Origin of the sequence: Nitrosomonas mobilis (assembly GCF_900103035.1) — a bacterium.
In the GTDB taxonomy this organism is placed as follows: Bacteria; Pseudomonadota; Gammaproteobacteria; order Burkholderiales; family Nitrosomonadaceae; genus Nitrosomonas; species Nitrosomonas mobilis.
Genome location: NZ_FMWO01000086.1, coordinates 1 through 321, shown reverse-complemented (window position 1 = coordinate 321; position 321 = coordinate 1). Strand labels below are relative to the sequence as shown.

Here is a 321-nt window from a genome sequence, read left to right as displayed (position 1 = left end):
GGAAGGTTATGAGCGAAACGAAGCGCAAGAATTTTAGTGGCGAGTTCAAGGCCAAGGTGGCACTTGAAGCGGTCCGTGGCATCAAGACGGTTAACGAAATTGGCCAGGAGTTTGGGGTTCATCCGACACAGGTTGGTATGTGGAAGAAGGAGCTGCAAGAGCAGGCATCCAGCCTGTTTGATTCCAAGCGCGGTCCAAAGCCTGCCGACCCGTCAGCTAGCCCGGAGCGCCTGTATTCCGAGATCGGGCGGTTGAAGATGGAACTGGACTGGCTCAAAAAAAAGTCCGGGATCAGCCAGTAGAAAACCGCAAGCAATGGGT

At 54.2% G+C, this 321-nt stretch carries 1 pseudogene; it reads left to right on the top strand.

Features of this window, described 5'->3' with window-relative positions:
* Positions 1 to 8 precede the first annotated feature (8 nt).
* Positions 9 to 321, top strand: a pseudogene (locus tag NSMM_RS12805) (transposase); the annotation flags it as partial.